The following is a 22,342-nucleotide window of genomic DNA, read 5'->3' on the forward strand; positions in this document are numbered from 1 at the left end:
GTGGTGATCGCGCCCAGGTAAACCCTAGGGCGCTTTGTCAACATGATGACTGTTCGCTTTGGGGGGCAGTCCGAGAATGTTCGGGGCCCCAGAGCCAAAAAACCATAAGAGGAGACAGGTATGTTGTCAATGCCACGCAGGTTTTCGCGCGCTGTCCTGGCCGGCGCCATCGCCGGCGCGCTGCTGCACGCGGGCGCGGCCCGGGCGCAGATTTCCGACGATGTGATCCGGATCGGCTTCATTACCGACATGTCGGGGGTCTATTCGGGGCCGGACGGCCCAGGCGGCGCCGAGGCCATCAAGATGGCCATCGAGGAGATGGGCGGCGAGATCAACGGCAAGAAGATCGAGCTGTTGACGGCGGACCATCAGAACAAGGCGGACATCGCCTCGGCCAAGGCGCGCGAGTGGTTCGACCAGCGCGGCCTGGACATGCTGATCGGCGGCACCAATTCCAGCACGGCGCTGGCGATGTCGAAGGTGGCCGCCGACAAGAAGAAGCCGATCATCGTGGTGGGCGCCGGCGCGCCGGCCCTGACCAACGAACAATGCACGCCGTACACGCTGAACTACGCCTACGACACCGTGGCGCAGGCGCGCGGCACCGGCGCGGCGGTGGTGAAGGCGGGCGGCAAGAGCTGGTACATCCTGACGGCCGACTACGCCTTCGGCCACGCGCTGCAGGCCGACACCACCAAGGTAGTCGAGGCGGGCGGCGGCAAGGTGGTCGGGTCGGTCAAGCATCCGCTGTCGACCAGCGATTTCTCGTCGTTCCTGCTGCAGGCGCAGGCCAGCAAGGCCGAGATCCTGGCCCTGGCCAATGCCGGCGCGGACGCGACCAACGCGATCAAGGCGGCCAACGAGTTCGGCCTGACCAAGACGATGCGGCTGGCCGGCATGATTATGTTCATCAACGATATCCACGCCATGGGCCTGGACACGGCGAAGGGCATGTACCTGACCGACAGCTGGTACTGGAATGCATCGGACGAGACGCGGGCCTGGGCGCAGAAGTTCTACGAACGCCGCAATGCCATGCCGTCGTCGCTGCAGGCGGCGGATTACTCGGCGGCCATCCAGTACCTGCGCGCGGTCAAGGCCACCGGCACGGACGATGCCGACAAGGTGCTGGCCTACCTGCGCGAGAACAAGCTCAACGACGTCTATATCAAGAACGGCGTGGTGCGTCCGGACGGGCGCGTGGTGCACGACATGTACCTGCTGCAGGTCAAGACGCCCGAGGAATCGAAGGCGCCCTGGGACTACTTCAAGGTGGTGCAGACCATCGACGGCAACGAGGCCTTCACCACCAAGGCCGAGACCCGCTGCGCCCTTTGGAAATAAGAGAACCGCCATGGCAAAACGCAAAGTGATCGTGACCATTGCCCCCACCGGGGGCATGGCGTTCAAGAGCCAGAATCCGCACCTGCCGACCCAGCCGGCCGAGATCGCCGAGGACGTCTACCGCTGCTACAACGCCGGGGCCAGCGTGGTCGCGCTGCACGCGCGCCGCCCCGACGACCAGGCCACCTGCGACGCGGCCATCTACCGCGACATGAACCAGCGCATCCGCGAACGTTGCGACATCGTGCTGAACAACTCCACGGGCGGCGGCGTTCATGGCGACATGGTCAAGGAGACCACGCCGGGCACCTGGGAGATCCTGTGGGAAGAGCGGCTCAAGGGCATGGAGGCGGGCGCCGAGATGTGCACGCTGGACGCCACCACGCTCAACCTGGCCTTCGGCGACCGCGAGTACCTGATGAACACGCCGCTGAGCCGCGCGCGCGAGATGGCGGCCGGCATGAAGGCGCGCGGCATCAAGCCGGAGTGGGAGGTGTTCAGCCCGACGCACATCCTGCAGGACGCCACCACGCTGATCGGCGAGGGACTGGACGAGGAACCGCATTTCATCAACCTGGTGATGAACGTGCACCGCAACTTCCAGAACGCCATGCCGTTCTCGCCGCGCCACCTGCAGATGATGGTGGACCTGCTGCCGAAGAACAGCATCTTCTGCGTCAGCGGTATCGGGCCGTCGCAGCTGGAGGCCAACATCAGCGCGCTGCTGCTGGGCGGCCACGCGCGGGTGGGGCTGGAAGACAACCTGTATTACCGTCACGGCGAGCTGGCGACCAACGTGCAGCTGACCGAACGCATCGTGCGCATCATTCGCGAGATGGACATGGAGCCGGCCACGCCCGCCGAGGCGCGCGAGATCCTGGGGCTGCCGCTGCGCGGCGGCGTGCGGCCGGCATTCGCGCTGTGAGACCGATGCGGCATTTTCCAAGGGGTGAAGCCTGATGATCGAATCGTTGAAAGGCAAGCGGGTCCTGATCACCGCCGGCGCGGGCGGCATCGGCCTGGCGATCGCGCGCAAGTTCCTGGCGTCGGGCGCGCAGGTGCATATCTGCGATGTGGCCGCGGAGGCGGTGCAGGCGGCCGTGCAGGCGCATCCGGGCTTGAGCGGCAGCGTCACGGACGTGTCCGATGAGGCCCAGGTGCTGGCCATGTTCGCGGACCTGGCCACGCGCTGGGGCCGGCTCGATGCGCTGGTGAACAACGCCGGCGTCTCGGGCCCCACCAGCCGGCTCGAGGACACGGACCTGGCGGCGTGGCGGGCCACGCTCGACGTCAACCTGACGGGCACGTTCCTGTGCGCGCGCAGCGCGGTGCCGCTGCTGCGCGAGGCCGGCGGCGGCGCCATCGTCAATATCTCGTCGGTCGCGGGCCGCCTGGGCTTCTCGCTGCGCAGCCCCTACAGCGCCAGCAAGTTCGGGCTGGCCGGGCTGACGCAGACCTGGGCGATGGAGCTGGGGCCGTCCGGCATCCGCGTCAACTCGGTGCTGCCGGGCGTGGTGGCGGGCGACCGGGTCGAACGCATCATCGCCGCGCGCGCGGCGGCGGGCGGCGTCAGCAACGACGCCATGCGCGCGCAGCTGGTGGAAAAGGTGTCGCTGCGCAAGATGACCCAGCCCGAGGACATCGCCAATCAGGTGGCGTTCCTGTGCTCGGACGAGGGCGCGATGGTTAGCGGCCAGAGCATCTCGGTGTGCGGCAACGTCGAATACCTGGGGTGAGGGCGTGCCCGAACCCTACGCCATCTTCGCGTAGCTCGCGATCAGGGCCTCGAAGGACGGAGCCACCGGCATGAACCAGCCGTCCTCGATGAAGCCGTCGACCAGCGCGTCCACCGGCTGATCCGTGATCTCGAGATCGGCATACCCCGGGTACAGCTCGCCGTCGGTGTAAATGATGCGGCCCGCATGTCGGCCCTGGTTGATCTCGACGTAGGTACAGAAATCGCCGCCCAGGCCCAGCACCGGCGCGAACGGCAGGAAGGCCGGGTTGTGGAAGCCCATGTGCGGCGTCAGCAACGCCAGGTCGAAATCCGGGTCGCCGTTGCCGATGCCGAAGAAGGTGTTCATGTCCGCCAGCGCGGGCGAGACGCCGGCGCGGTGGGCCTCGGCGAATTCGAAGCCGAACAACAGGCCGTTGCTGCGCTTGAGGAAAGCGCGGTAGGCGGCCGAGAACCGGGTGTGCCAGGCGTCTTCGTAGGCCTGGATCGCGCCTTCCGAGGCGCCATCGAACGTCTTCAGGATCTTGCCGGAACGCAGCAGCTTGTCTAGCGGGTCCATGGGGATTCCAGTCCTTTCGAGAGGGCGGGGACGCCGCGCGGGCGGCGGACAACGCAACGCCTGGTCAGCATACCCTGCCGCGCCCGTCCTGCCTGTTTCACTTTTTTTCACAAATCCCACACAAAAGGCGGCGGAACGCGGGCGGGCTTGTTCCCTATCATCCCGGGGGCGCGCCCGCCAATAGACGCGGGCCCGGCCGTGCGGCCGCCGCGCCACCTTGCCCCCCGCTGTTTCCCGCTACCCCGCCTGCACCGCCACGCGGGCGCGCCCGCCGCGTCGAACCGTCGGCGCGCGGCCCGAAGGCCATCGATGCTCAAATTTCTCGTTCGCGTTTTCGTCGTGGTTCTGATCAGTCTCGGGGTGGCCTACCAGCTCGTGGACAAAGGCCTGGGCACGCTGTTCCGGCCGGTGGTGGAGAACGTCGCCTTCCAGTCGCTGCGCGGCCAGGTCCATGAACTACGCCAGCGGCTCGACGACGTCGCGCCGGCGCAGCGCGAAGCGGTGCTGCGCGAGCAGATCCGGCCCTACTACGGCCTGCGGCTGCAATTGCTGGGCCCGGACGAGGTGCGGCTGAACCAGGAAGAGCGCGAGCAGCTGGAAATCCTGGGGTTCGTGATGCGGGACGAGTACAGCACCCACCTGGTGCCGCTGCCCGGCAAGCCGGCCCAATGGCTGGAAGTGCGCCTGCCGGGCGAAGGCCTGGTCGATACGCTGCTGACCTGGGGCGTGTGGGGGTTCCTGGGGGTCATGGTGGCGATAAGCCTGCTGGCCCTGTGGGCGCTGCCCATGTGGCGCGACATGGACGCGCTGCGCAACGCCGCGCTGCGGATGGGCCAGGGCGAGCTGAGCATGCGCGTGCACCTGTCGCGCATTTCCGGCATCCGTCACGTCGGCGAGAGCTTCAACACCATGGCCGAGCGGATCGCCGCGCTGGTCGAGAACCAGCGCAGCCTGACCAACGCCGTGTCGCACGAACTGCGCACGCCGCTGGCGCGGCTGTCGTTCGAGGTCGATCTGCTGGACCGCGGCGGCCTGCCGGCCCGCCACGGCCGCGTCCTGCGCGACATGCGCGCCGATATCTCGGAGCTGGAAAGCATGGTGGCCGAACTGCTGGTGTACGCACGCCTGGAGCGGCCCACCGAGGAAACCGTGCAGCTCGAAACGGTGGATACGCGTGACTGGCTGGGCGAAGCACTGGCGCAGGTGGCGCACCTGGCCGAGGCGCGCAACGTGCGCTGCGTGGTGGCGCCGAACCATCCGCCGCACGTGCGCCTGAACCCGCGCTACATGAGCCGGGCCTTGCTCAATCTGGTGCAGAACGCGGTGCGCTATGCGCGCGGCCGCATCGACATCGCGCTGACGCAGTGCGCCGAGGGCGGTTTCGAGCTGGTGGTGGACGATGACGGGCCGGGGATCGCCGCGGCCGACCGCGAGCGCATCTTCGAACCCTTCATCCGCCTGGATGAAAGCCGCGACCGCGGCACCGGCGGCGCGGGCCTCGGGCTGGCGATCGTGCAGCGGGTGGCGCTGAGCCACCGCGGCAGCATCAGCGTGACCGACAGTCCGGAGGGCGGGGCGCGCTTCGTGCTGCGCTGGGCCGCCGACCAGGGGCTGCCCGAATAGCGTCGGGCGTCAGCGGCATTCGCCGCGCGCGGTGGCGTCGACCACGGTGCCCGAGGCGTCGGCATAGAACTCATAGATGCAGGTGTAGTACCCGCTCTGGTTGCCCGTGCCGGTCTTGGCGGTCAGGACGGTGCTGTTGGGCGTCATGCCCTGGCCCTGCTCGTAGTAGGTGTAGTTGTAGTCGTTGCTGTAGTTCTCGTATTCCTTCCACACGTACTTCGTCTTGCCGGCATCGCCCGACGAGACGGCGTCGGGCTGGCCGAAGCGCTTGGCGACCTTCTGGATCGGCTCGCCGATCCACGATTTGGCATCGCTGCGTGCCTGGCTGTCGTAGGCTTCCATGATGCAGCCCGAGAGGCTCATCGAGAGGATCGCTGCCGCGGTGAGTTTGAGGGCCTGTCCTGGCATTTCCGTTTTCTGTTCTCTGTTGGCGCGCCGCGGGAAGGGACGCCCGAAAATGATAAGTGGCGCGCGGGGGCGGGATCAATCATCCGCGGGCCCTCGCGGTGTACTAGTACACCGCGGCGCGGCGGGCGGAATGCGCGCCGGCGGGCCAAAAAGACGGACAATGCCGCTGGGAAACGGCGCGCGCGGCGCGCAACGGAAAAGCCGGGGACGTATGGCGGAGAAGGTCAGGGACACCGAGCGGGCGCAGGCGGGCGTGCGGCTGCTGAGCGCATTGCTGGTGACGGTCTACGCGCCGATCCTGGCCTGGGCCGGGCAGCTGCCCGCCGAGCTGGCCACCATCATGGCGATCCATGGCGTGGCGTTCCTGGGCGTGGCGCTGCTGCTGCGCTGGGCCGTCATCCGTTGGCCCGGGCACTATCCGGCACGGCGCCTGCTGGCCATGCTGAACGATTACGCGGCGCTGGGCTTTCACCTGATCCTGGGCGGACGGGCGCTGTTGCCGGTCTACGCGGTGGTGCTGTGGATGACCATCGGCTACGGCGTGCGCTACGGATCGCGCTATCTGGTGGCGGCGACTGCCGCGGCGCTGCTGGACCTGGTGGTGGTCGCCAGCCTGACGCCGTACTGGCGCGAGCAGCCCTACGTCACGGTGATGCTGTTCCTGACGACGCTCATCGTGCCGGCCTACACGCACTTCCTGCTGCGCAGCAACGAAAGGTCGCATGCCCGCGAGCGCGAGGCGACGCAGGCCAAGACCCGGCTGCTGGCGCAGGCCAGCCACGACCTGCGCCAGCCCATCCATTCGATCGCGCTGTTCGCGGACTGCCTGCGCGATGAAAACCTGAACGGCCACCAGCGCCACCTGGTCGACAGCATCGACCGTTCGCTGCACAGCGTCTCGCACCTGTTCCGCTCGATCCTGGACAGCTACACGCTGGACAGCGGCAAGCTCGAGCCCAGGATCGAGGCGGTGCGCGTGGGCGATGTGCTGGACGCGGTGGTGCGCGACAGCCGCGACGGCCTGGGCCTGGGGGCCGATGCGCCGATCCGCGTGCGCGCCGGCGCCCACCTGGTCCGGACCGATCCGCACCTGCTCGGCACCATCGTGCAGAACCTGGTGTCCAACGCCGTCAAGTACGGCGAGGGGCGCGGCATCCTGGTGGCGGCGCGCCGCCGCGGGCGCACGCTGGCCCTGCAGGTGCATGACCGTGGCCGCGGCATCCCGGAGGCGAACCAGGGCATGGTGTTCGACGAGTTCTACCGGGTGCGGCGGCCGCGCGACAGGGATATCGAAGGGCTGGGGCTGGGCCTGTCGATCGTCAAGCGGCTGTGCGGCCTGCTGGGACTGCGCGTGAGCCTGCGTTCGCGGCTCGGGCGCGGCACCACGGTCACGGTCGAGGGATTCGAACTGCTGGAGCGCGCGCCGCCCGAAGGGGCGCGGCGCACGGCGGCGCAGGCGAGCGTGCTGAACGGATTGCGGGTGCTGCTGATCGAGGACGACGCCAACGTGCTGATGGCGACGGCCATGCTGCTGGAGCGCTGGGGTTGCGTGGTCGCCAGGGAAGTCTCGTTGCCGGCGGCGCCGGCCGACTGCAATGTGATCATCAGCGACTACGATCTGAATGCCGAGGTGACGGGCGCGGAGTGCATCGCGCGGGTCCGGCAGCGGCTGGGGCGGCCGGTGCCGGCGCTGTTGCTGACCGGGCACGACACCAAGGCGATCCGCGAAGCGGTGGCCGATCCGGCGCTGCCGGTGCTGGCCAAGCCGATCCGCGCGGCGGAACTGCGGTCGTTGCTGACGACGCTGGCGCTGGGCGCGGGAACGCCCGCAGCCGGGACGCCCGATGCCGGGACGCCCGATGCCGGGATGCCCGCCGCGGGGACGCCCGCCGCGGGGTCGCCCGCCGCCACGATGACACTACGGTCCTGAGGGGGCGCGTCAGGCCGGCCCGCCGCGCGTGACGGCCGCCTGGGCGCCCAACGCCGCCGCCGCCGCGCGCGACGGCACGTTCAGCGCGCGCAGCACGGCCGACACATGGATGCGGACCGTGAACGGCGAGATATGCAGGATCCGCGCGATCTCCTTGTTGGTCAGGCCTTCGACCAGCATCGCCAGCACGTCGTGCTGCCGCTGCGTGAGGCTAGCGATGGCGTCGGCCAGGTCGGTGTCGCCGGACAGGTTCGGCCGGTTGTACTTGACCACCAGATCGCCCGCCCGCACCGCCAGGATGGCCTCGCCGATCTCCGCGGGCGATACCGATTTGCCGATGAAGCCGTCCGCGCCGGCGGCCATGACCGCGTCGATCTTCTGCGTGTCGTTGATGACCGAGACCACGATCAGCGAACTGCGCGGGCACAGCCGCCGCAGATCCGAGATCCAGTCGAGGTTGCTGCTTTCCGGGAACAGCAGGTCCAGTATCAGCGTGTCCGGCGGGCCGTCGCGCTGGATCAGCGCGAAGACTTCGTCGAGGCGACCGGCCTCGCCCACCGCGGCGGCCGGGGCGATGCGCCGGATGATCTCGCACATGCCCATGCGGAACGTGGGGTGGTCGTCGGACACCAGGAATCGTTCGGGTGAAACGGTTGCATCTGTCATGGCGCTGGGCCCCTCCTGCCTGTGCCCGCTGGAATTTTTTCCGCATGTTATGCGCAGCGCCGGGGTTTCGGCGCATCCCAAGGACCCCTGGTCGATAACTGTTACGTTTTCGTAAATTGCATTTTCATGCGCAAGACGAGCAAAAATGGTGTTTCATACGGGGGTTTCCTTTCCCCCTCATAACGAGAACGCCATGAGACATTTCCTGCCCGCCCTGGGCGCAGCCCTAGTCCTTTCCCTCGGCGCCCACGCCGCGTCGGCGCAGCAGGCGCCCGCCGCCAGCGCCGCCGCCAAGCCGGTGCGCGATCCGTTTTTCTGGCTCGGGGAGATCAACAAGGCGACGGCGGTGATCAACACCGACGAAGGGCTGCTGGACAAGTCCATGGCGCCCCGGCTGGCCGCGGGCGTGGCGAAGGTGATCAACGACGGCAACCAGCCCGGCGCCAAGCGTCCGGCCAGCGTCATCACCTTCGAGCCGCTGCTGATCAAGGCCGCGGGCGAGGACGTGACGCTGCTGCACGCCGGCCGTTCCAGCCAGGACATGCACGCCACCTACCGCAGCGCCATCCTGCGCGACAAGCTGCTGGATCTGGCGGACCAGTTGAACGCCACGTCGCGGACGCTGGTGGAGCTGGCGGCCAAGCACGCCGGCACCATCGTGCCCAACTACACCAACGGCGTGGCGGCCCAGCCCAACAGCTATGGCCACTATCTGCTGGGCCAGGCGGCCGGCCTGGAACGCGATGCCCAGCGCATCCGCGAAGCCTACGCGCGCATCGACCGTTCGCCCATGGGCACGACGGTGTTGAACGGCACCAGCTGGCCGCTGGACCGCAAGCGCATGGCGCAGTACCTGGGATTCACCGCGCTGGTGGACAACGCCTATGACGCCTCGCAGATCTCGTCGATGGACCAGCCGGTGGAAGTGGCGTCGATCGTCACCAGCATCGCGCTGCGCACCGGCAGCTTCGTCGAAGATGTGATGACGCAGTACGCGCAATCGCGGCCCTGGATCCTGCTGGAAGAGGGCGGCGGCAACACCTACGTGTCCAGCGCCATGCCGCAGAAGCGCAATCCGGGCCTGCTCAACGACACGCGCAGCGACGCCTCGACCGCGGTGACGCTGGCCATGGGGCCGGTGATCCAGACGCACAATATCACCCCGGGCATGAGCGACCCGAAGGACGTCAAGCAGAACTCGGCGATGGTCGATGCCGGCATCTCCGCGCTCAAGCGCTGGGACCGCGTGCTCAAGGCCATGGTGATCAGCCCGGACCGCGCGCTGGAGGAACTGAACAGCGACTGGACCGCGTCCCAGGAACTGGCCGACGTGCTGATGCGCAAGTACAAGCTGCCGTTCCGCGACGGCCACCACTTCGCCTCCGAGGTCGTGAGCTACGCCAAGACCAACAACATCAAGCCGCTGGACTTCCCGTATGACCAGGCGCGCCGCATCTACGCCGAGGCCATGAAGGGCTCGAAGTACCCGAACGAGCTGCCGATGAGCGAGGCCGAGTTCCGCTCGACGCTGGACCCGGTGGCGATCGTCAAGAACCGCGCCACCAGCGGCGGTCCGCAGCCGGCGGAAATGGAGCGCATGATCAAGCAAGCGCGCGAGCAGCTGGCCGCGCAGGACAAGTGGATCAAGGATCGCCGCGCCCACATCGCCGATTCGCTGGCCAGCCTGGACAAGGCGTTCGACGCGCTGGTGGCCAGCGCGCCGAAGGACAAGGGCCAGTAAGCGAGTTCAGCCAGCGTGGCGCGGGACATCAAGCGATGGCCGCGCCGCGCTGGCTCACTTCAGCGGCAGGCCATCGAGTAGCCGCAACGGATCTGGTCGGGCAGGTCGCGTCCCTGCGCGGGGTCGACCGCATCGTCCGGGGCATCCCACGCGATCAGCTGCGCCACGTCGTTGTTGCCGACCGGCCGGGCGTAGATCCACAGCCGGTCGCCCGCCCACGAGAATGCCAGCGCGCTGACGCTGTATTCCTTGGGCGCGCGCAGGTTGGCCAGCAACCGGCCTTGCGCCATGTCCACCACCACCACCGTGTTGTCGGCGCCGCTCAGGGCCAGCAGGCGGCCATGGGCGCTGCGCGCGGCGGCCGAGGTGTAGTAGACGGCCGGGGTCTCCAGGTCGAAGCGGGCATTGCCCGTGCGCAGGTCGATGGCGCGCAGGCGCCGGCCCTCGGGCGTTTCCGCGATGGCCACGGCCCAGTCGCCGCGCCGGCTGCCGAAGACCAGCTTGGGCGTCGCGGTCCGGATGCTGGCGGCCACCCGCGCGGTGGCGGGGTCGATGCCGTAGCCGTCGCGGTCGGCGGCCCAGAACAGGCCGTCGCCGAAAGCGATGGCATCGCTCGGCACCCACGGCAGCGCCTGTTCCAGCGTGTCGCTGGCGTCGCGCCGCAGCGAGGCATCCCAGTGTTGTTCGCGCCAGCGTCCCTGCGGCGTCATGGCGTACAGCATGTCGCCCAGGCGCAGCGCCACGCCGCCGGCGGCAGGCAGGGTCCAGTCGTCGATCTGCCGCTCGGGCAGCCGCGGGCTCAGGGCGTGGGACACGGCGCCGCGCTGGCCCGGGCGCCAGGCCAGCAGGGTGCGGCTGCCGTCGTCGCGAAAACCCAGTGCCCAGACCTGGCCGTCGGCGCCGATCTTGAGGGCATGCGCCAGGCCGAAGCCCGCGGTGGCTTCGCGCTCGATGGCGGTCACCGCCTTGTCGCCGGGCCGCGCGGCGGCGTCCGCGGCGGCCATGCGCGGCACGAAACGCTGGGTGGCCGTGCCGGAAGCCAGCAGGCTGCCGTCGGGCAGCGCCAGCAGGCGCCAGCCATCGTTGTCGTAGCGCCGCAGGTCGGATTCGTCGGCCGGCAGGCGGATGCCGGACACGGCCGTTTCGGGCAGCGAGGCCGCGGCGGGGGCGGGCGCGTTCGGGGCCGTCGCGCGGCCGCGCGCGTAGGCGTCGAAATAGGCCTGCATCAGGTGGTCGGCGTCGTTTTCCGGCAGGGCCCGCAGGCGTTGCGCCAGGCCGTCCAGGTAGCGGGCGAGGGCGGCGTCGGCGTGCTCGACGCTGTCGCTGTTGTATTCGATGTGCGGGTCGGGAAAGCAGGTCACGCCGACCATGCAACGGGTCAGGCGGAAACGGCGCGTGACGGTGGTGGCGGTGCCGCCGTACCAGACCAGTGTCAGCGCGTCGCGGCCGGTCAGGCCAGAGAGATCCATGACGGTGCCATAGTCGGCCTGGGTGCGACTGGATTTGCCGCGTTCGCGCTGGAACGACCAGCGCGCCACCGGCGCCGAGAAGAACGGCAACGCCTTGATGTTTTCGGGGGAATGGTCGGGCTGGCGGGCGATGGCGGCGCGGAACGCGTCCTGCTCGTCGCGGGTGATGACGCCGCCCGCCAGCGCCTTGGCCAGGACCGGGTCGGCGGCATCGCTGGCCTGCTGGTCCAGCGCCTGTTTCAGCGCGGGCAGATGGCGGGCGCCGATCTCGGGCCAGTAGAACTCCATGGACGACAGCGGTCCGCTGTCGTCACGGCCCTGGAAGCCGCCCAGGTCCTTGCCGGCCAGGCCTTGTTCCAGGTCGGCCTTGACCGTCGCGTACGGTTGCGGAATCAGGTAGTAGCGGCCCTGCGTGTAGGTGGTGCCGGGCAGGGGCTGCATCAGGATCGGGGCCGCGCCCGCGCTGGCGCAAAGCAGCAGCGCCGCGCTGGCCAGGACGCGCTTGAATCGGCGTAGCGCGCGCGAGGCGCCAGGTTGTGCCATGGACGGTTCCGTCGGCGGGCGCGGGCTGCGGCAGAGGATACCGCAGCCCGCGCCCGCCGATGGCCGGGGCGTCAGAACCCGGTGGGCGGAATGTGCACGCAGCCTTCCATCAGCACGCGCGCGCTGCGGCTCATGATGGCTTTGGTGACCGTCCATTCGCCGTCGACCAACTGGGCCTGCGCGCCGACGCGCAGCGTGCCCGACGGATGGCCGAAGTTGACCTGGTCGCGCTGTCCGCCGCCGGCGGCCAGGTTGACCAGCGTGCCGGGCACGGCCGCGGCGGTGGCGATGGCGACCGAGGCGGTGCCCATCATGGCGTGGTGCAGCTTGCCCATGGACAGGGCGCGCACCAGCACGTCGATGTCGCCGGCGCCGATCTGCTTGCCGCTGGACGAGGTGTAGGCCTTGGGGCTGGCCACGAAGGCGACCTTGGGCGTGTGCTGGCGCGCGGCCGCGTCTTCCAGTTTCTGGATCAGGCCCATGCGCAGCGCGCCGTGGGCGCGGATGGTCTCGAAGCGGGCCAGCGCGGCGGCGTCGCCGTTGATGTCGTCCTGCAGTTCGGTGCCGCTGTAGCCCAGGGCTTGCGCGTCCAGGAAGATGGTGGGGATGCCGGAGTTGATCATGGTGGCCTTGAAGGTGCCTATGCCGGGCACTTCCAGGTCGTCCACCAGGTTGCCGGTGGGGAACATCGAGCCGCCGTCGCCTTCCTCGGCCGGGTTCATGAATTCCAGCTGCAGTTCGGCGGCCGGGAAGGTTACGCCGTCCAGCTCGAAGTCGCCGGTCTCCTGCACCGCGCCGTCGGTGATGGGCACGTGGGCGATGATGGTCTTCTGGATGTTGGCCTGCCAGATGCGCACCACGGCGATGCCGTTGCGCGGCACGCGGGCCGGGTCGACCAGGCCGTTGCTGATGGCGAAGGGACCGACGGCGGCCGACAGGTTGCCGCAGTTGCCGCTCCAGTCGACGAAGGCCTGGTCGATCGAGACCTGGCCGAACAGGTAGTCGACGTCATGTTCCGGCCGGCTGCTCTTGCCGATGATGACGGTCTTGCTGGTGCTGGAGGTGGCCGCGCCCATGCCGTCGATCTGTTTGCCGTAGGGATCCGGGCTGCCGATGACGCGCATCAGCAGCGCATCGCGCGCCGGGCCCGGCGCGCGGGCGGATTCGGGCAGGTCGTCGAGCTTGAAGAACACGCCTTTGCTGGTGCCGCCGCGCATGTAGGTGGCGGGAATCTTGATCTGGGGGGCATGGGCCATGGGGCAGTCCTGATGTCTTGGGGAGAGAGGGCGGGCGCCGCGGCGCCCGCCATGCGGTGGATGTCAGCCGGCCTTCTTGGCCGAACCGGCGGCCGATTCGGCTTCCAGGAAGTCCTGCGCGAAGCGTTGCAGCACGCCGCCGGCCTCGTAGATCGACACTTCTTCGGCGGTGTCGAGGCGACAGGTCATCGGCACTTGCAGCGTCTCGCCGTCGCGGCGGTGGACCACCAGCGTCAGGTCGGCGCGCGGCTTGCGCTCGCCCGCCACGTCGTAGCTCTCGGTGCCGTCCAGGCCCAGCGTCTTGCGGTTCACGCCCGGCTTGAATTCCAGCGGCAGCACGCCCATGCCGATCAGGTTGGTGCGGTGGATGCGTTCGAAGCCTTCGGCGGCGATGGCCTCGACGCCGGCCAGGCGCACGCCCTTGGCGGCCCAGTCGCGCGACGAGCCCTGGCCGTAGTCGGCGCCGGCCACGATGATCAGCGGCTGCTTGCGGTCCATGTAGGTCTCGATGGCTTCCCACATGCGCATTTCGCGGCCTTCCGGTTCCACGCGGGCCAGCGAGCCCTGCTTCACGTTGCCGTCGGCGTCCTTGACCATCTCGTTGAACAGCTTGGGATTGGCGAAGGTGGCGCGTTGCGCGGTCAGGTGGTCGCCGCGGTGGGTGGCGTAGGAGTTGAAGTCCTCTTCCGGCAGGCCCATCTTGTGCAGGTATTCACCGGCGGCGCTGTCCATCAGGATGGCGTTGGACGGCGACAGGTGGTCGGTGGTGATGTTGTCGCCCAGCACGGCCAGCGGCAGCATGCCGCGCAGCGTGCGCGCGCCGGCCAGGGCGCCTTCCCAGTACGGCGGGCGGCGGATGTAGGTGCTCTGCGGGCGCCAGGCGTACAGCGGGTCGACCGTGGCGTCGCGCTCGTTGCGCAGGCCGAACATGGGCGCATAGACCTTGCGGAACTGTTCCGGCTTGACGGCCGCCTTGACCATGGCGTCGATCTCTTCGTCGCTGGGCCAGATGTCCTTCAGGCGGATCTCGCGACCATCGGCACCCGTGCCCAGCACGTCGCGCTCGATGTCGAAGCGGATGGTGCCGGCGATGGCGTAGGCCACCACCAGCGGCGGCGAGGCCAGGAAGGCCTGCTTGGCGTAGGGATGGATGCGGCCGTCGAAGTTGCGGTTGCCCGACAGCACGGCGGTGGCGTACAGGTCGCGGTCGATGATCTCCTGCTGGATCACCGGGTCGAGCGCGCCCGACATGCCGTTGCACGTGGTACAGGCGAAGGCGACGACGCCGAAGCCGAGCTTTTCCAGGTCTTCGGTCAGGCCGGCCTCGTCCAGGTACAAGGCCACGGCCTTGGAGCCGGGCGCCAGCGAGCTCTTGACCCACGGCTTGCGCGCCAGGCCGGCGCGGTTGGCGTTGCGCGCCAGCAGGCCGGCGGCGATGACGTTGCGCGGGTTGCTGGTGTTGGTGCAGCTGGTGATGGCGGCGATGATGACGGCGCCGTCGGGCATCAGGCCCGGCTGGTTCTCGACCGTGCCGGCGATGCCGCGTTCGGCCAGGTCGGCCACCGGCAGGCGGCGGTGCGGGTTGGACGGACCGGCCAGGGTGCGCACCACGGTCGACAGGTCAAAGCGCAGCACGCGCTCGTATTCGGCGGTCTTGAGGCTGTCCGACCACAGGCCGGCGGTCTTGGCGTAGGTTTCCACCAGCGCGATCTGCTCGTCCTCGCGGCCGGTCAGGCGCAGGTAGTCGATGGTCTGCTGGTCGATCGAGAACATCGCGGCGGTGGCGCCGTACTCCGGCGCCATGTTCGAGATGGTGGCGCGGTCGCCCAGCGTCAGGCTGGCGGCGCCTTCGCCGTAGAACTCCAGGTAGGCGCCGACCACTTTTTCCTTGCGCAGGAATTCGGTCAGCGTCAGCACCACGTCGGTGGCGGTGATGCCGGGGCCGGCGCGGCCGGTCAGTTCGACGCCGACGATGTCGGGCAGGCGCATCCACGAGGCGCGGCCCAGCATCACGTTCTCGGCTTCCAGGCCACCCACGCCGATGGCGATCACGCCCAGCGCGTCGACGTGCGGGGTGTGGCTGTCGGTGCCCACCAGCGTGTCGGGGAAGGCCACGCCGTCCTGCGTGTAGATCACCGGCGACATCCGCTCCAGGTTGATCTGGTGCATGATGCCGTTGCCCGGGGGCACCACTTCGATATTGCGGAAGGCCTGCTTGGTCCAGTCGATGAAGTGGAAGCGGTCTTCGTTGCGGCGGTCTTCCACCGCGCGGTTCTTGGCGAAGGCGTCGGGGTCGTTGCCGCCGTATTCCACGGCCAGCGAGTGGTCGACGATCAGCTGCACCGGCACCACCGGGTTGACCTTGGCGGGGTCGCCGCCCTTCTCGGCGATGGCGTCGCGCAGGCCCGCCAGGTCGACCAGCGCGGTCTGGCCGAGGATGTCATGACAGACCACGCGGGCCGGATACCACGGGAAGTCCAGGTCGCGGCGGCGTTCGATCAGCTGCTTGAGCGCGTCGGCCAGCATCGCCGGATCGCAACGGCGCACCAGGTTCTCGGCGTGCACGCGCGAGGTATAGGGCAGGCGGTCGTAGGCGCCGGGGGCGATGGCGTCCACGGCGGCGCGCGCGTCGAAATAGTCCAGGCGGGTGCCTTGCAGGGGCTTGCGATAGGATTTGTTCATGCCTCGGTGCGCTTCAGGTTGCCCTGAGCGATCTGTTTTTCAATGTTGAGACGGGATGCGCGGATGTGGCGGCGCATCAGGAGTTCAGCCAGCTCGCCATCGCGGTCGGCGATGGCGTCGAGAATGCGGTGATGCTCGGCATACGACTGCCGCGGGCGGTTGGGAGTGGTCGAGTACTGGATACGGTACATCCGCGCCAGCTGGTAGAGCTCGTCGCACAGCATGCGGAACAGCATCTGGTTGCCGCTGCCCTTGACGATGCGGTAGTGGAAATCGTAGTCGCCCTCCTGCTGGTAATAGCCGGTGCCGGCCTGGAAGGCCTCGTCCTTTTCGTGGGCGTGCAGCACCTGGCGCACCTGCTCGACTTCGGCCGGCGCCATGCGCTCGGCCGCCAGGCGGCAGGCCATGCCTTCGAGCGATTCGCGGATTTCGTAGAGTTCGGCCAGTTCCTGCGGGCTGAGCGAGACCACGCGGGCGCCGGCGTGCGGCACGCGCACCAGCAGCTTCTGGCCTTCGAGCCGGTGCAGGGCCTCGCGCAGCGGGCCGCGGCTGACGCCGTGGATGCGCGCCAGTTCGGGTTCGGAAATCTTGCTGCCGGGGGCGATCTCGCCTTTGACGATGGCGGACTGGATCTTGCGGAAGATGTGTTCCGCCAGGGTCTCGCTATCGCCCGACGCGGCGCCGGGAAGCGTCAGCACTTTGCTCATTGTGTCAACAATCAAGGGATTTTCAGGGTGAAAACCCGTTCTAAATCGCCATGAGGCGATTGATTGTCAACAATTTACCTTCCGTCTGATCTTGGTGCAAGCACTGTTGGCGGGCTTCGCGTGACAAATGTAATGTTATTACATATCATTTACGTCGGCCCGCGCCGCGCGGGTCGGTTTTTCTTTCGATCCTTGCCGGAGTCCCGCATGAAAGTCCTTTCCTCCCTTAAAGACGCCAAGACCCGCCACCGGGACTGCCAGGTGGTCAAGCGCCGCGGGCGCATCTATGTGATCTGCAAATCCAATCCGCGCTTCAAGGCGCGCCAGGGCGGGGCCAAGAACAAATAGGCGCGCGCCGTGGAACCGAAAGTGCTTGAAGTCGCCGTGGTCGGCGCCGGGCCGGCCGGCATCGGCATGGCCGTGGCGCTGCGCCGCCATGGCGTGAACCGGCTGGCGGTGATCGACCGGCATCAGGTGGGGGCCTCGTTCCTGTCCTGGCCGCAGGAGACGCGTTTCATCACGCCGTCGTTCTACAGCAATCCGTTCGGCCTGGCCGACCTGAACGCCGTGACCGAGACCAGCTCGCCGGCGCTGACGGCCGGCATGGAGCACCTGGACGGCCCGCGTTACGCGCAATACCTGGCGCGGGTGGCGCAGGCGCATGACCTGCCGCTGGCGCTGGACTGCGAGGTCTCGGCGCTGACGCGCGGCGCGCGCGGCGAATTCCAGCTGCAGACCTCCAGGGGCGCCGCGCTGGCGCGGGCGGTGATCTGGGCCACGGGCGAATACCAGTACCCCGATCTGCGGCCGTTCGTCGGCGCGGCCGACTGCCTGCATTACGCGCAGGTCGATAGCTGGTCGGCCTTCGAGGCGGGTGAATACCTGGTGATCGGCGGCTATGAGAGCGGCGTGGACGCGGCGGTGAACCTGGTGGCGCGCGGCGCGCGGGTGCAGCTGCTGGCGCGCAAATCGACCTGGGACCCCGCCAGTGCGCACGACCCCAGCCTGTCGCTGTCGCCCTACAGCCGCCAGCGGCTCTACCAGGCGCTGGACAGCGGCCGGCTGGAGATCGCCTTCGGCGTCAATGTGCTGGAAGTGCGCCGGCTGGCGGCGGGGTTCAGCGTGCACGCAGAAGACGGGCGGGTCTTCGCCACCGCGAACGCGCCGATCCTGGGCACCGGCTTCCTGCGCGGCGGCGGCGCGCAATTGATCCGCCCGTGCTTCGACTGGACGCCCGACGGCAGGCCGGTGCTGAGCGCGCACGATGAATCGACCCTGATGCCGGGCCTGTTCCTGGCCGGGCCGCAGGTGCGTCAGGACCGACGCATCTATTGCTTCATCTACAAATTCCGCCAACGCTTCGACAGCGTGGCGCGCATGGTCGCGCAGCACCTGGGCCTGCCGCCGCTGGAGGCCGAGCGGGCCGCCGGCGCCTGGGGCCCATTCGGCAACGCCGATTGCTGCGACGAGGCCTGCGAATGCTGACGGCGGCGGGTGGACGCGATGCGGCCGGACGCCATTGAATCGGCCGAGGCCGTGGTGGTGCTGGCGGGCCTGGAGAATGCGGGCAAGTCGGCGTTGTTCCGCGGCCTGACGGGCCAGGCGGTCGGCGACGAGAGCAACGTGGCCGGGTCCACCGTGGCCTGCCGCGAAGCCGCGCTCGATGGCGCCGCGATGCGCGTGGTGGATACGCCCGGCGTGCGCCTGCGCGGCGACAGCGCCGCCACCCGGCTGGCCCTGGCGCGGATGGCGCCGGCCGCCGTGGTGGCGGTGGTGATGCGCGCCACCGATGCGCCCGACCTGATGCGCGAGGTGCTGGCCGCGCTGCATGGCGCGCACCGGATCTGCGTGGTGTTGACCTTCGCGGACAAGTGCGATGACGCGCCGGCGCTGGCGGCGCGCTGCGGCGCGGCGCTGGGCGTGCCGGTGGCCATCATCAATGCGCGCGCGCCGGCGCCGCGGGAATTGGCGGCGGTGCGCCATGCCCTGGCCGGCGCGGTGGCCTTGCCCGCGCTACCGGCCAAGCCCGTGCTGTGGCACGCGTCGCTCGCGCGTCGGCCGCAGCGCACGCCGTTCGAGCACGCCGGATTGGGCCCCTGGTGGGCGCTGCTGGCGTTGCTGTCGAGTTTCGCGCTGCCGGTGTACCTGGCCTACGGCCTGTCGGGCTGGTTGCAACCGCTGGCGGACGCGGCGCTCGTCGAACCCTTGACGCGCGCCCTGGCCGGCGCGCCGCTCGCATTGCAGACCCTGCTGGTGGGCGGCTACGGCCTCGTCAGCCTGGGGCTGTATTCGTTCATCTGGGCCTTTCCGGTGGTGGCGCTGATCGGCCTGGCGATGGCGCTGACCGAGGAAAGCGGCCTGAAGGACCGCATGACCGCGGCGCTCGATCCCGCGCTCAGGCACATCGGCCTGAGCGGGCGCGACCTGGTGCCGGTGCTGTCGGGCTTCGGCTGCAACGTGGTGGCGACGTTCCAGAGCCGGGCGTGCTCGGCCTGCACGCGGCGCGCCTGCGTCAGCCTGATCGCGTTCGGCTCGGCCTGCAGCTACCAGATCGGCGCGACGCTGTCGGTGTTCGGCGCGGCCGGGCGGATGGGGCTGTTCGCGCCCTATCTGTTGCTGCTGTTCCTGGTGGGGGCGGCGCACACGCGCCTGTGGCATGGCGCGTTGCCGGCCGAGACCGCCGCGCCGCTGCCGGGCCGGGCCTATTTGCAATGGCCGTCGTGGCGCGGCGTGGCATGGCGCCTGCGCGCGGTGGTGGCGCAGTTCCTGAAGCAGGCGATGCCGGTGTTCCTGTTGATCTGCGCGGTCGCGTCGCTGCTGGACGGGCTGGGCGCGTTGCAGGCGCTGGCGTCGCTGTTGCGCGCGCCGATGGCCGCGCTGGGCCTGCCGGCGGACGCCGCGGCGGGCGTGGTGTTCTCGATCCTGCGCAAGGACGGCCTGCTGGCGTTGAACCAGGGCCAGGGCACGCTGCTGGCCCGCCTGGATGCGGCGCAGATGTTCGTGCTGGTGTGGCTGGCGTCGACCTGTTCGGCCTGCCTGGTGACGCTATGGACGGTCGGGCGCGAATTGGGCGCGCGCCACGCCTGGGGCCTGGCCGGGCGCCAGGCCGTGACCTCGCTGGTCTCGGCCTGGTTGCTCGCGCAGGCATTGACCTGATTGCCCGGAGAAACGGAAATGATCCCTGAAACGTACGCGCAGTGGCATCGCTGCATCACGGTCGACTGCGGCCTCGCATTGACCCCGGCCTTCATCGCCCAGCGCCTCGCGGCGATGGCGGACCCGCAATCGGAGGAGACGTTGCGCTTTCGCCGGCTCTACGGCGACGCGCATTGGCAGCGCGTGCAGCGCTGGTTCAAGCTGGCGAACGATCCGGCGGCCGCGTCGGCCGCCGGCCAGGGCGTTCAGGGGCCGGTGTCCGGATAGTTCGGGCCGGCGTCGCGGAAGCCGCCGCTGCTGTAGGGGTTGACCGCGCCCGGATGCGGCGGGCCGCCCGGACCCAGTGAGGAACAGCCGCCCAGTATCAGCAGGGCGGCCAGCAGGGCGAGTGTGCGAGTGGTGGTGGCTTGCATGGTGATCTCCGGCGACTGCCCCTCGGCGGTCGCATACAGCATATTCGACATGATCCAGTTTACGCCTGGCGCGGTACTTCGGCATCGGCGCGATGCGTGGGCCGTCCGGGCGGTGCGGCGGCGTCAGGAGCGGGGCAGGATGCCGTGGGTCGCCATCAGCGTCAGGTCGCCGCCCAGGCGCGGTTCGTTGAACGGCCCGGCGGCCTGGATGTCGTCGATGCCCTTGCGGTAGATCGCCTGCGCGGTGCGCAGCAGGCCGGCGTCGCGGGTGGCGAGGGCGGTCGCCATGATGCCGACGCCGGTCCAGTAATAGTGATTGTTGCGTTTGTGCCTGGGGTCGTCCCAGTAGGCGAGGTTGGCGCGCGACAGTTGTTCGAGCCAGGGAGCGATGAGGCCGCGCTGCGCCGGCGTGGCCAGCGGCAGGATCTTGAGATACGCCATGGCCGCCGCGCCGTGGGTCCATTCGCGCAGGTAGTCGGCCTGGTCGTTGTTGCCGTGGATCATGCGGCCGAGCATGGCGCCGTCCTTGGCCCAGGCGGCCAGCCACGTCAGCGCGCATTGGCCGGCGGCGGCGTCGCCATGCGCCAGGTAGGCATCGGACAGGTCGGCGACGCGGCGGGCGTAGTCGTTCAGCGGCCGGGTCTGGGCCTGGTTGCGGGCCTGCAGCGCTGGGTCGATCTTCGAGTGGGCGGCGTCGGTGTAGTAGCCGGTGCCTTCGAGGTCGCGCGGACCGGGCGGCGCACGCGCGCCTGCTCGACACACCACGCCAGCCGGGGATCGCCGGCGGCCATGATGTCGGCCTGCACGTCCAGGCGCAGGCGCGGCAGCAGCCGGCCCAGCAGTTGTTCGCAGTCGCGCCGCAGGTAGCTGGGTTCGCCGGTGAGGCGGCCGATGAGGCGCAGCAGGGCGGCGTCGCGCGCCAGCACCAGCAGCTGATAGCGGCCGCCGGCGGCGGGGCGCAGCAACCAGGCGCCGGTGGCGATGCGCAGCAACGGGTCGAGCGTGTCGGCCAGCTTGCCGAGCTCGGCGGGCGACAGATCGTGCGGATCGTAGCCGTCCGCCGCGTCCGCGCGCGCGGGGGATTGCTGCAGGGCGTCGGCCTGGCGGCGGTAGTCCTCGGCCAGTGCTTGGTCGCCCGCGCACAGCGCCGCGCCGGCGGCCAGCAGCGCGCCGTCGCCCAGGGCCAGCCAGGCGCCGATGCGCAGTCGTTGCAGGGTGAAGCGGGTCATGGCGTGACGGGTCTTCCTAGTCGCCGGCCCGGCGCCGCAACTGCGCGTCGATGAAGCCGAGGATGGCCCGGGTTTCGTCATTGTCGCCGCCGACCTCGGCGTTGATCTGGCCGTGGTTGCGCGCGACCGGCAGCACCTGCGCCTGGCCGCCGTGTTCGATCAACCGCTGCGCATAGTCGCGCGAACGCTGGCACGACTGCGGCCGCAACGATGAACAGACCAGCAGCGTGGGCGGATTGGCGCCGCTCAGTTGCGCGGCGGGCGAGGCGGCGCGCCATTGCGCCGGATCGCTGCCGAACGCCTTGTCGTAGAAGCCGGCGTGTTCCGCGGCCATGATGCGCGGCAGGTCGAAGGGCGTGCCGTCCAGGATGATGCTGGCCAGCCACGGCGTCACGCCGGCGCGCTGGCGCATGGCGGCGTCGGCGGCCAGCAGGGCGAGCAGGTGGCCGCCGGAGGAATGCCCCATCAGCAGGATGCGGCCGGGATCGGCGCGCCAGCCGGCGGCCTGGCGCTGGACCCAGGCCACGGCCAGCCCCAGGTCTTCGGCCTGGGCCCGCGGCGGCGCCTCGGGCAGCAGGCGGGTATTGACCGAGACGACCACGAAGCCCAGCGGCAGCCAGCGCGCCGCCTTGTCCTGGATGAACACGGGCTCGGCCTTGTCGCCATGGAGCCAGGAACCGCCGTGCACCAGCACCAGGATGGGGGCAAGCGGCGCGGCGGGCGTGGCGGGCAGGTAGACGTCGGCCAGTTGCGCGGCGTCCGCCCCATAACGCTGATCCGTGAGCGTGGCGGCCGACGCCAGGCCAGGCGGCAGGCAGAGCAGCGCAAGCAGGCAGAACAGGCGGAGGGCGGACATGGCGGCGGCGTGGTGGTCGGGATGC

At 69.5% G+C, this 22,342-nt stretch carries 20 protein-coding genes; 10 read left to right on the forward strand and 10 right to left on the reverse strand.

Annotated elements, in window-relative coordinates:
* Positions 1-120 precede the first annotated feature (120 nt).
* Genes I6I07_RS10535 through I6I07_RS10545 form a run of 3 tightly spaced genes read left to right on the forward strand, consistent with a single transcriptional unit; the run spans position 121 to position 3,080 of the window.
* On the forward strand, positions 121-1,344 hold the full coding sequence (locus tag I6I07_RS10535) for an ABC transporter substrate-binding protein (RefSeq protein ID WP_116521108.1): 1,224 nt from the start codon (positions 121-123) through the stop codon (positions 1,342-1,344).
* 10 nt (positions 1,345-1,354) lie between these two features.
* Entirely contained in the window at positions 1,355-2,269 is a 915-nt protein-coding gene (locus I6I07_RS10540) for a 3-keto-5-aminohexanoate cleavage protein (RefSeq protein WP_061073209.1), read from the forward strand.
* A 34-nt stretch (positions 2,270-2,303) separates the two neighbouring features.
* A complete protein-coding gene (locus tag I6I07_RS10545; RefSeq protein WP_198486589.1) occupies positions 2,304-3,080 on the forward strand; it encodes an SDR family oxidoreductase in 777 nt (258 codons plus the stop codon).
* A 15-nt stretch (positions 3,081-3,095) separates the two neighbouring features.
* Here I6I07_RS10545 and I6I07_RS10550 read toward each other — a convergent pair whose 3' ends face one another.
* Complete coding sequence (locus I6I07_RS10550; protein WP_198486590.1) at positions 3,096-3,638, reverse strand: SMI1/KNR4 family protein; 543 nt, start codon at positions 3,636-3,638, stop codon at positions 3,096-3,098.
* A 339-nt stretch (positions 3,639-3,977) separates the two neighbouring features.
* Between I6I07_RS10550 and I6I07_RS10555 the strand changes: the two genes are divergently transcribed.
* Positions 3,978-5,261, forward strand: a complete 1,284-nt coding sequence (locus I6I07_RS10555; RefSeq protein WP_420094571.1) for an ATP-binding protein — start codon at positions 3,978-3,980, stop codon at positions 5,259-5,261.
* Positions 5,262-5,270: 9 nt separating this feature from the next.
* On the opposite strand, the gene I6I07_RS10560 is transcribed toward I6I07_RS10555, so the two are convergent.
* Positions 5,271-5,669, reverse strand: coding sequence for a hypothetical protein (locus I6I07_RS10560; protein ID WP_198486592.1), 399 nt, complete (start codon positions 5,667-5,669; stop codon positions 5,271-5,273).
* Between the two features lie 211 nt (positions 5,670-5,880).
* Between I6I07_RS10560 and I6I07_RS10565 the strand changes: the two genes are divergently transcribed.
* The gene (locus tag I6I07_RS10565) at positions 5,881-7,599 is read left to right on the forward strand and encodes a hybrid sensor histidine kinase/response regulator (protein WP_198486593.1); all 1,719 of its coding nucleotides are present in this window, start codon (positions 5,881-5,883) and stop codon (positions 7,597-7,599) included.
* 9 nt (positions 7,600-7,608) lie between these two features.
* On the opposite strand, the gene I6I07_RS10570 is transcribed toward I6I07_RS10565, so the two are convergent.
* Positions 7,609-8,265, reverse strand: a complete 657-nt coding sequence (locus tag I6I07_RS10570; RefSeq protein WP_198486594.1) for a response regulator transcription factor — start codon at positions 8,263-8,265, stop codon at positions 7,609-7,611.
* Positions 8,266-8,458: 193 nt separating this feature from the next.
* Here I6I07_RS10570 and I6I07_RS10575 point away from each other — a divergent pair, with 193 nt between their 5' ends.
* Positions 8,459-10,006, forward strand: coding sequence for an argininosuccinate lyase (locus I6I07_RS10575; RefSeq protein WP_198486595.1), 1,548 nt, complete (start codon positions 8,459-8,461; stop codon positions 10,004-10,006).
* Positions 10,007-10,065: 59 nt separating this feature from the next.
* Here the strand turns inward: I6I07_RS10575 and I6I07_RS10580 are convergent, their stop codons facing one another.
* From I6I07_RS10580 to I6I07_RS10595, 4 genes are all read right to left on the reverse strand, one after another.
* Positions 10,066-12,018 (reverse strand): hypothetical protein, encoded by a 1,953-nt coding sequence (locus I6I07_RS10580; protein WP_198486596.1) that lies wholly within the window; start codon positions 12,016-12,018, stop codon positions 10,066-10,068.
* Between the two features lie 71 nt (positions 12,019-12,089).
* Positions 12,090-13,274, reverse strand: coding sequence for a 2-methylaconitate cis-trans isomerase PrpF (gene prpF / locus I6I07_RS10585; protein WP_198486597.1), 1,185 nt, complete (start codon positions 13,272-13,274; stop codon positions 12,090-12,092).
* Positions 13,275-13,337: 63 nt separating this feature from the next.
* A complete protein-coding gene (gene acnD / locus I6I07_RS10590) occupies positions 13,338-15,956 on the reverse strand; it encodes a Fe/S-dependent 2-methylisocitrate dehydratase AcnD (protein WP_198486598.1) in 2,619 nt (872 codons plus the stop codon).
* A complete protein-coding gene (locus I6I07_RS10595) occupies positions 15,953-16,663 on the reverse strand; it encodes a GntR family transcriptional regulator (protein WP_054429081.1) in 711 nt (236 codons plus the stop codon). Before I6I07_RS10595 ends, acnD begins: the two co-directional genes overlap by 4 nt.
* Positions 16,664-16,870: 207 nt before the next feature.
* On the opposite strand from I6I07_RS10595, the gene ykgO reads away from it, so the two are divergent.
* From ykgO to I6I07_RS10615, 4 genes are read left to right on the forward strand one after another with little or no spacing between them, the layout of a single operon-like run.
* On the forward strand, positions 16,871-17,011 hold the full coding sequence (gene ykgO, locus I6I07_RS10600; protein WP_025138121.1) for a type B 50S ribosomal protein L36: 141 nt from the start codon (positions 16,871-16,873) through the stop codon (positions 17,009-17,011).
* Between the two features lie 21 nt (positions 17,012-17,032).
* Entirely contained in the window at positions 17,033-18,148 is a 1,116-nt protein-coding gene (locus tag I6I07_RS10605; RefSeq protein WP_232626031.1) for an NAD(P)/FAD-dependent oxidoreductase, read from the forward strand.
* Between the two features lie 18 nt (positions 18,149-18,166).
* Positions 18,167-19,819, forward strand: a complete 1,653-nt coding sequence (locus I6I07_RS10610; protein WP_198486599.1) for a nucleoside recognition domain-containing protein — start codon at positions 18,167-18,169, stop codon at positions 19,817-19,819.
* Between the two features lie 18 nt (positions 19,820-19,837).
* A complete protein-coding gene (locus I6I07_RS10615) occupies positions 19,838-20,086 on the forward strand; it encodes a hypothetical protein (protein ID WP_198486600.1) in 249 nt (82 codons plus the stop codon).
* Here the strand turns inward: I6I07_RS10615 and I6I07_RS10620 are convergent.
* The 3 genes from I6I07_RS10620 to I6I07_RS10635 all read right to left on the reverse strand — a co-directional run bounded on the left by I6I07_RS10620 (position 20,065) and on the right by I6I07_RS10635 (position 22,317).
* Positions 20,065-20,283 (reverse strand): hypothetical protein, encoded by a 219-nt coding sequence (locus I6I07_RS10620; RefSeq protein WP_198487735.1) that lies wholly within the window; start codon positions 20,281-20,283, stop codon positions 20,065-20,067. The genes I6I07_RS10615 and I6I07_RS10620 overlap by 22 nt on opposite strands.
* 72 nt (positions 20,284-20,355) lie before the next feature.
* Entirely contained in the window at positions 20,356-20,994 is a 639-nt protein-coding gene (locus tag I6I07_RS10625; protein WP_232626032.1) for an alginate lyase family protein, read from the reverse strand.
* Between the two features lie 483 nt (positions 20,995-21,477).
* Positions 21,478-22,317 (reverse strand): alpha/beta hydrolase, encoded by an 840-nt coding sequence (locus I6I07_RS10635; protein ID WP_198486602.1) that lies wholly within the window; start codon positions 22,315-22,317, stop codon positions 21,478-21,480.
* Positions 22,318-22,342: the final 25 nt, after the last annotated feature.

This window comes from Achromobacter deleyi (assembly GCF_016127315.1).
GTDB lineage: Bacteria > Pseudomonadota > Gammaproteobacteria > Burkholderiales > Burkholderiaceae_B > Achromobacter > Achromobacter insuavis_A.